Source organism: Bacillus spongiae (assembly GCF_037120725.1).
GTDB classification, from domain to species: Bacteria; Bacillota; Bacilli; order Bacillales; family Bacillaceae_K; genus Bacillus_CI; species Bacillus_CI spongiae.
In genome coordinates this window covers 183,042-192,005 of sequence record NZ_JBBAXC010000008.1, presented here as the reverse complement: position 1 = coordinate 192,005, position 8,964 = coordinate 183,042, and the positions used below count along the sequence as shown (strand labels likewise).

General features: G+C 32.2%; 10 protein-coding genes. 5 read left to right on the top strand and 5 right to left on the bottom strand.

All coding sequences use genetic code 11. From position 1 onward, the window contains the following. Positions 1 to 136 precede the first annotated feature (136 nt). The 4 genes from WAK64_RS11700 to WAK64_RS11685 form a co-directional block, all read right to left on the bottom strand. The gene (locus tag WAK64_RS11700) at positions 137 to 937 is read right to left on the bottom strand and encodes a nucleotidyltransferase domain-containing protein (RefSeq protein WP_336587156.1); all 801 of its coding nucleotides are present in this window, start codon (positions 935 to 937) and stop codon (positions 137 to 139) included. Positions 938 to 1,753: 816 nt separating this feature from the next. Continuing rightward, complete coding sequence (locus WAK64_RS11695) at positions 1,754 to 2,425, bottom strand: TetR/AcrR family transcriptional regulator (protein ID WP_336587155.1); 672 nt, start codon at positions 2,423 to 2,425, stop codon at positions 1,754 to 1,756. A gap of 16 nt (positions 2,426 to 2,441) precedes the next feature. Further along, complete coding sequence (locus WAK64_RS11690) at positions 2,442 to 3,239, bottom strand: ABC transporter permease subunit (RefSeq protein WP_336587154.1); 798 nt, start codon at positions 3,237 to 3,239, stop codon at positions 2,442 to 2,444. A gap of 14 nt (positions 3,240 to 3,253) precedes the next feature. After that, positions 3,254 to 4,132: an ABC transporter ATP-binding protein gene (locus tag WAK64_RS11685; RefSeq protein WP_336587153.1), complete on the bottom strand. Its 879-nt coding sequence runs from the start codon at positions 4,130 to 4,132 to the stop codon at positions 3,254 to 3,256. A 793-nt stretch (positions 4,133 to 4,925) separates the two neighbouring features. Here WAK64_RS11685 and WAK64_RS11680 point away from each other — a divergent pair. From WAK64_RS11680 to WAK64_RS11660, 5 genes are all read left to right on the top strand, one after another. Next, complete coding sequence (locus WAK64_RS11680; RefSeq protein ID WP_336587152.1) at positions 4,926 to 5,372, top strand: hypothetical protein; 447 nt, start codon at positions 4,926 to 4,928, stop codon at positions 5,370 to 5,372. Between the two features lie 296 nt (positions 5,373 to 5,668). Continuing rightward, complete coding sequence (locus WAK64_RS11675; protein ID WP_336587151.1) at positions 5,669 to 6,094, top strand: MarR family winged helix-turn-helix transcriptional regulator; 426 nt, start codon at positions 5,669 to 5,671, stop codon at positions 6,092 to 6,094. Beyond that, positions 6,078 to 6,419 (top strand): DUF3147 family protein, encoded by a 342-nt coding sequence (locus WAK64_RS11670; RefSeq protein ID WP_336587150.1) that lies wholly within the window; start codon positions 6,078 to 6,080, stop codon positions 6,417 to 6,419. Before WAK64_RS11675 ends, WAK64_RS11670 begins: the two co-directional genes overlap by 17 nt. Positions 6,420 to 6,999: 580 nt before the next feature. After that, positions 7,000 to 7,353 (top strand): DUF2500 domain-containing protein, encoded by a 354-nt coding sequence (locus WAK64_RS11665; RefSeq protein WP_336587149.1) that lies wholly within the window; start codon positions 7,000 to 7,002, stop codon positions 7,351 to 7,353. A 352-nt stretch (positions 7,354 to 7,705) separates the two neighbouring features. After that, positions 7,706 to 7,882, top strand: coding sequence for a Fe3+ hydroxamate ABC transporter substrate-binding protein (locus WAK64_RS11660; protein ID WP_419465935.1), 177 nt, complete (start codon positions 7,706 to 7,708; stop codon positions 7,880 to 7,882). A gap of 212 nt (positions 7,883 to 8,094) precedes the next feature. On the opposite strand, the gene WAK64_RS11655 is transcribed toward WAK64_RS11660, so the two are convergent. After that, the gene (locus tag WAK64_RS11655) at positions 8,095 to 8,688 is read right to left on the bottom strand and encodes a hypothetical protein (protein ID WP_336587148.1); all 594 of its coding nucleotides are present in this window, start codon (positions 8,686 to 8,688) and stop codon (positions 8,095 to 8,097) included. Between the last annotated feature and the right edge of the window lie 276 nt (positions 8,689 to 8,964).

Below are 8,964 nucleotides of genomic sequence, written 5' to 3'. Positions count from 1 at the left end.
TAAATCCCATTGGTCCTTCTAGATATTCTTTAACAATGGTTAATTTTAAATCGTCACTATATTTTGCCATACAAAAACACCCCAAAAATTAGTTTTTAACTCTAACTTTTGGGGTGCAGAACCATCGGCGGTTTTTTTATAAATCGGTCACAGGGGTACGACCGTCCATCCAACTCCATTCAGTTTCTGTTAGAAATCGATTAGGCCAGCCTTCTTTTATTTCAGGCCAATCTGCAAACTGAAGGATGCTTTGACAAAATGCTTCCGCATTTTGTTTATTTGGTGAAGAAAGCAACTTCTTCGTTAATTCCATAAACTGATCTGGCTTATTTTCCACGTCTTCAAGTACACGCATAAACCACTTATGATACGGATAAAACACTTTGTTATGTGCTAATATTAATCTTCCACCAAACAATACAAGGGAAGATACTGTATGCATCATTAAATATTGATCATTTCTTTTTTCAGCTTCCCCTACATACCACCTCGCTGCCTCAAATTGAACAAAGAACTTTTCTATCTTTTCCTTTTGTTCCTCTTCAGGATAGGCTGTAATCTTTTGCAGCAAAGTTTCAATTTCTGTTTTTTTAGAAAAGGCAATAATTGCATCTTGAAAAGCAAACCGAGCAGGTTCACTCCCTTTATCGGCAACATCTCTTAAAAAGGAAAGACTAGTAATTTTTCCATCTACAAACCCACCCTCATACTCACATACATCATCTGACCAGTAAAAAAGGTCGTTCTTTGCTTTTCTTTTCTCAAATTCCTCATCTGTTGTCACAAGCATGATATCCACATCAGAATTTTCACTCGCATAACCTTTTGCTACTGATCCACCAATTAATAATGCTAAAATGTTAGGGTCATCGATAAACTGTTTTGTTAAGGCATTTACTACTTTTTTATGATGTTCAAACAAGATTTCTTCCTCCATTCATTTCATCCTCATAATAAGGTTCTCCATTAAAAGCTATTGTAATTGAAATACATGCAATTTAATAGAGTATGTGGGAACTACGCCAAATTTCATAAAATCCTTCAAAAAAAAGTAAACATCAAGTAAAACTGAATTCATCCACTATTCTTGTACTTCACCGTCTTATATTCTTTCTATCCTGATCATCCCTCATCAATATAGTCTATAATTGGTCGTCATTTAGTTTTTTCTCTAGGGATAAACAACTATATTGATTATTCAGCTCAAAATTCATTCAGTATAGAAATAACAGCTTCTACTCGAGAAGAAGAAAGATATAATACCACTACTGCTAATGATTAAAAGCTCCCATTTATTTAACGAAATAAAAGGTGGTTTGGTTGCACTTTTTATCAATTATTTTTTAAATATCCCTGAAAAATTTGTACTTTCTATTAACTAAAGCCAAACCATTTTAGGGTTTGGCCCAACTCCATTTATTATGAAATAATAACGAATGAGGTAGAAAATAAATTCTTATTAATGCGTACACTTAGACTAACGCTGAAAAGATATATAGATATTACCAAAATGACCTACATGACTTCTGCGTTAGTAATAACTTTTTCATAGGCATGTAATTGTTCCAATATAAGTTCTGCTGTAATGCAAAAAAGTTGATAGAAAAACAACCAATCCATATAAAAACGATTGGCTGTTTCTTTGATTTTCGTTCACCTACAGAGGTTTAATGATTTTAAGAGTGAATCCACTGTACGAAGGGTACTTCCAAACTTGACCTTCTCTCCTCACTTACTAAAATACCGTCTCTCTTTACTCTTTCTCGGAATTTTTTGAAGGACTATAAAGTCCGTATTTTAAAACTTTAGTGTAGATATTTAAGTCTTCCATTAATAAATGTTGGTTCTTTATTAATTCCTCAGGCTCACCTTTATAGATTTTTCCATACTTTACACCAAGAAATTCAAAAAGCGCATTTATCATTTCGATTGCTTTTTCTCGGGAAAGACCATCGACAAGCATATCTTCTCGAAGAGAATGATAAATATACTCCGTACTCATTGGCTCCAATACTTCCCTTTTTTTCATGATTAACTGTAAGACGTCCTCTTTTATAGAAACAGGAAGTTGATACGTTGCCATCATAATTAGTTTATTTTCATTTGGATATAACGTAGCTAGTTCCATTTTCTTTAGAACAGAGATTTTAATACTTTCAAAAAAGTCCATTTGACGATTTTGAAGAGAATGAAAGACACTAAATACTTTCTCAGCTAGAATATCAATCGAATATTCTAACATATACAGATATAGACTTTTCTTATTCTTAAAATAATGAAATAAAATCCCTTTTGAAATTTCCGCGCGGCTCGTAATCGTATTAGTAGATGCATTCATATAACCATGCTCAGCAAATTCCTCAATACATATTTGAATGATTCTATTCCTTTTTTCTTCAGGTAAATTATTAAAAGCCGAATTCAAATTAACACCATCTTTGTCAGACTGTAATGTCTTTTTTATGATAAATCACATAAGCAACAATTGTGCTAAGAACTATTATCACTAACATTATAGCCAAATACAACGGTTTTATCTCTAAATTTTGAATAAGGTATGCTGGATCGACATATTCAAATGGCGTAATATATTTTAAGTTTTCTAGCTTGTCAGAAACCCCCTGCACGATATCAAGAAAGTACGTAAGCAAGACTAGCCCAAGGGAAAATGACACTACCATTCGGTTTTTTCTAAAAAAGCTTGATGCCATAAAGGCAAGACCAGCAAATGTTAAATGAAGCAGAAAAGGTCCTAGTGTAATAATAGCAAAGGTTTTTGCATCTACTGATTGATCACCAGCTATTTTAAACCCAATAAAATTAATTACCGCTATGGCAATATTAAATATAACAATATTTGTAAAAACGGCTAATAATTTTTCCGACACAATTCTCGACCTTGTAACAGGTTTTGAGAGAAGGAATTCAATAGTCTTATCTCCCTCTTCCTTAACCAACATATTAGCTGCCATAATGGCAACATAAATGCTACCAAAGAGTGTTACAAACAAATAGCCTTCAATGGCATAAAAACTGAGTGCCGTTGAAAAATCAAATTGATCCATATTGAATGCTTTAATCATTGCCTCTGGGTAGGCTTCCATCATTTGATCTATACTATCTTGTTGTTTTGCAAACTCTGGATAAATACTAAGCATTAACAAAATTAAACCACCTAAAGCAATTACCCAAATCCAAAGAGACTTTTGTGATTTTAGGACTTCCCGTTTATAAATCATCCTTTGCCCCCTCCTTAAGCCTTTTCATAATAGTGCATAAATACTTCTTCCAAAGATGGCTCTTCAATTAAAATATCTCTAAACGGTACTTTCTGTAGCTCTTCAAGTAACAAATGCGTATTACCGCTATACAGAAATTTCACACTATGTGAACTCTTCTCCTTTTGAATGACCCCCTCGAATTGAGGATCATACGTATCGTCGTCATTTAAAAGAACCGTAACATTTTTAAACTTGTTATTACGTAAATCTTCTATACTTTCAACTTTTATCAGTTTCCCGTCTTTAATAATCGCAACTCGATCGCAAAGCTTTTGTACTTCTCCAAGGTAATGAGAAGAGAAAAAAATGGTCGTACCACTTTCTCGCATTCCTTTAAGTAAATCAAAGAAGATGTTTTGCATTAAAGGGTCTAACCCTGAAGTTGGTTCATCCAAGATCAAAAGCTTGGGCTTATGAAGCATCGCTTGAATAATTCCGACCTTCTTCTTATTTCCGAAAGATAAATCCTCAATTTTTCTATTCAAATCTAAGTCAAGTCTCTCCGCAAGTTCCTCAATCCGATTGGTTTGGTTACCTTTATAAAATCCAGCAGAATATTTCAATAACTCTCCTGCTTTTAAATCATCATAATAATGTACCTCAGATGGTAAATACCCTACTTTTTTTCGAATTTCCTTTGATTCCTTTACACTATCATGCCCGAGAATAGAAACGCTTCCAGATGACGGATAAATAAAGTTCATCATCGTACGAATTGTTGTACTTTTTCCGGCACCGTTCGGACCAATAAAGCCGAAGATTTCACCTTCTTTAACTGAAAATGTAATGTCTTCAATCCCACGACTCTTTCCATAAAACTTCGTCAAATGATTAATCTCAATCACACTCACACGGTTCCCTCCTTCATTGACCAGTTGGTCATTTATAAATATTATAAACCCTTATTGACCATATGGTCAATAAGGGTTTTAAAATTAAGGTAAGTACTATAACGAACAAGTGGCATTAAAACAGGAAATCCAATAGGTAAAGTAAAGAAGGTATGGTTTACACTAAAGGAAGAAACCTAGATATTTAGCTGGCATTTTAGAAAAAATGTATAAACGGTTCTTCATCCAGAAAATTTCATCAACTGAAATGAATCCGTTGTCTCAGGAAAATGCCATAGAAAATAATTATTAATGCGATGATAATTACTCCTAACATATTCTGAAACTGCACATTTTAACTTACTTTTACTGTGGTTTTGAAGAAAGAAATGCCGATAATAATTATAACGAAAAAACCATCGTGGTGCCCAATGATTTTGCCACGATTCAAGGTGCAGTCGATGCAGCCGATCCAAGAGATATTATATTAGTAAAAGCAATAGCAACATGGTGAAAGGGAATACCATTAATGAGAATAGTAATGATCGTATTTTGTTATCGAACAGTTCTAACGACAATGATGTTTTCTTTAACCGTGCGTTCGGTAATGGAAATTTAGATATAGAAGATCTCGATGCCAACAATTTCAAAGGGAATAAATGGTGGTATTCCCTTTTATCATGTTTCTCTCTAAATTATTGGTTAAAAAAATTCCAATGTTCACAAAGTTTTGAACCATAAAATTCTTCACTAGCACGCCAGAAGTGTTACATGAATACACTAACTGTATTCGATTGGTTTGGGGGTGTGAAAATTGAGTGAATACCATAAACAAAAATCATCCTGGCTTATATGGATTGCTATTTTCTTGCTTGGAGCATTGTTACTCCTTGGGATAGTCCTAGCGTTAATTTTTGGGTTCGGTTTTAATGAACAACAACCTAACGATAATTTTAGTATGGATATAGCTCTAACATCAAATGATCCATCAAATGTTGTTTATAAAGATGTAGAACCTCAACCTGTTAGCATAACAGCAAATTTCAATTCTCTTGGAGAACAATCTGATGCTTGTGAGGCCAGGATTACCTTGGAAAGTCAAAATGGGGATATTTTTGAAGATATCGAGTTTGTTCCGAATGAGGTAAACCAAGCTGTTACACTGGTGGGTAAAAAAGTGACTCAAATAACCGTAGAAGCTACTGTAGTTGATGCTGATCGTTGTATATTAGATTTAGAAGGTTCTACCGGCACTGACTAAAGTACCTTAGGAGTTACCAATGTAGATGGTTCTGGTGCAAAACATCAAGATGAGGTTTTAATGTAAATTTATTAATCTCTTTTAAGATTATCTTGAATTCGAGTCTCCTGCTATCGGGCGCGATGTTGTAACATCGCGTTTTTATTATGTTTGTATAAATTGTTGTAAGGTTTAAGTGGTTTTGAAATAATTGGTATTAAGCTAAAGGAACAGTTTAGTGAAAGACAAGTTGCTATATAGTTAATTATATCGTATTATAAGATATATTCTTGAATTACGATATAAGGAGGGCAATAATGATTAGAGAAATTGCATTTTTAAATCATCTTTGGACTGACATTTACTACCAATTACGTTATAACCATCAAGAAAAAATTACTCACCAAAGCATACGTATTCTACAAGTTATTCAAAAAGAGGGAGAAGTAGGGATTAAAGAAATTGCGGAAGCCATTCAGGTGTCTCATAACACAGCTTCTGAGCATATTAAACGCTTGTTGAAAAAAAATTATTTATTTAAAATCCGCAGCAGCAAGGATGAGCGTAAGGTTATTCTGAGGCTTTCTGATTTAGGGAATGAAGTATTACACCGTCATTCGAGTCTAGATGAAGAAAAACTGAAACAAGTTCTATTCGAACGAATGAACGATGAAGAAAGGCACCGTATATTAGAGGCATTTACATTATTAAAGGAGCGAGCAAAGGATGTTCACAATCGTTAAGGTTATTATTTCGGCTATTATAATAGGCGTTATTACAGAAATTTCCCGAAGATTTCCTCAACAAGGTGGAATCATTGCTGCCTTACCGATCGTAAGCCTTTTAAGTATTATATGGCTATATACACAGGGGGAACAAATGGACAAATTGAGTAAGTTTGCAATTAGTGTTGTGTGGGGGATTCCTGGAACAGTTGTGATGTTGCTAATCATAGGAGTTTCTCTGAAACATTCCATAAATTTATTTGCTTCATTAGGTATGGGAATCGCAGGGTGGCTAATTTTTTATTTAGCTCAAGACTTGATTGTAAAAAATCTAATTAATTAAAATAGGAACTTTACGAATAAATCCATTTAAACAACAAATGGGGCAGATTGTTTAGTAAGGTATGGAATTATTAGAAAGGGAATGATTCTCTTAGTCATTCGATTAACTACAGGATAATTCATTAACGACCCGAAAATATCTTATATAATAGGTATGATTAGTACAAGTATTATCTTCTATATCAAGAAAAGAGAGTACAATAAAGATGGGAAACAATATAACTAACGAATGGCGTTTCTGAAAACAACCAGAAACGCTTGTTTTGCTATCGAGCAGTATTGTGTAATAAAGGGGGAGTAATGTGCTTTCAAAAATATTTGCTTCTATAATGATGTTAATTAACTTAATCTTTATTGATATCTCGAATTCGAGTCTTCAGCAAATGGGAGCTTTTCTGTAATAGAAAAGCCCCTTTCTTATGAATGGGTGTTATGAAATAAAAAACCTTGTGCAATATAGATAATTTTGAAATAATTATTAGGGATTTTTCTGATACCATGTCTTATTTTACTTTTAAATCATTAAATTAAGAAGCGAAAGGAATATTTACATGTCTGATGCATTTTTTATAGGGGATCTAATGTTTCTTATTGTTCCTATTTTTATTGGTATTATTTTTGTAATAGTTTTCGGTAGTATTATATTTTCAGTTTTTAAAGGGGTTGCTCAGTGGAGAAAAAATGAGCAGTCTCCAAAACTGAGTGTACCAGCGATTGTTAAATCTAAAAGAGAAAATGTTTCCAGAAGGTCAAGTGAACATCGTCACGGCACTTATACAAATTACTTTGTTACTTTCGAGTTCGAAAGTGAGGACCGTTCAGAGTTCCAAATTTCCGGTAAGGAGTACGGTTTACTTTCTGAAAATGACAATGGCATGTTAACCTTTCAAGGGAGCCGATATTTAGGTTTTGAGAGGAAGAAAGTAAGTAATTAAATAGAATATTAAGTAGTAAGTAAATTGACAAAACACTCTTCTCAGTTAAATGAACAACCCTTTTGATGGAGTTGAATCATTTAAGCTTATTGAAATCTGTTTTAACGGTAATGATGGTTGTCTCGAAGTAATAATAGATGAGAATATTTTTATAGAGCAAGAGAGAAAATTCCTTATTCCACATAAGGGCGCAAGAAATGAATAAGGCTCAACTGTCTGAGGTGTATTTTTCTATAATCTCATTAATTTAGAACAGGTTACTTCAAATAATTAATAGGATTAATAGGAAACTTTATATAAGAGTTTTTCGTATAGGTGGGTAAGAAAGAATTATTGATGTGAAGTTATAGTGTTGTGGGATAAACCAAAATGTAATTTTTGTGAAAAAGAAATAAAAGGGGATGACGTTGTTTTTGTGAAAATGCGTTATCCTAAACGAAAAGGTTTCACAGAAATTAAGACATATTTAAGAAATGAAGGTAAATTTATATGTGAGGAATGTTTTAATAGTAAGTTAAATCAATCTTGATAATTCAATCTGTAACTTTAAATATAAGTTACTCGGCAATCGGGCGCTTTTGTGGAATAAGGATTACAATAATGATCAAACTTTTTATAACCTATACTATAACTTCCTAGATAAATACTTTATTCTAAAGCAACAACAGTACCAATTGATATAATAACAATGACCAACAATCTATTTAGTTTGCTGGTCATTGTTATCTCTGAAAAATTAAGTTAATTTGACGGAACCAAGATTTTATATTCTTTTGGAATATGTAAAACTGTTTCATAAAATACGTTTGCATTATATTTATTTGAAATATCTTTTTCAATCTTTTTATATGTTAGATATGGTGTATCAATAGATTCTTTCTTAAAAATAGTTTGAACAGTAATTTCTTTATATTTTCCATCATCATCCAACACTTCCACACTTACCCATGTGGGTTTAGTTAAGGAATCTAGATAAATAGAATAAATCCCTTTATTTTCATTTAATAATTGTGAAAAATCTTTTACATTGTATTTTTGTTCTGGTAGTGAATTAATATAAGGAGTTACATAATTTTCTTCCCATTGATTTTCACTCATTGAAAAATCATATTCTACAATAGTAACAAATAAAAAACTCATTATAGAAAGTATGAAAACGAGAAAAAAACCTCTAATAATAGATCCAAGAAAAGAAAAAGACTTTCTATCTTTTATTAAATGAATAATAAATGAAATTAAAATTATTATACATAATATCTCAGAAATTATCACAATTGGTGCTTCATAAATCTTTTCAAACCCTTTATATACTTCAATTACTTTCTCAATCGTCACTACAAAATCCTCCTGAATTAATATCTATGGGTAAAAAAATAGAATTTACATAAGTTGATAATAATTTGTTTGTTCTCCAATCAAATTATCCAAAGGTATTTTATAATTCCATTCATTTATACCGTTTTATCTGTTTGTTTTTACTCTTTATTTTTTTGGTTTTCTCAGTCTATTCATTTCTTTATTTGCTTGTTCAAAGCCTTTTAGTTATATCTGAACTGGATTTCCCCTTTAAAACTAAGTATTTGATCTGCTCACGATTAGATCATTCACCCA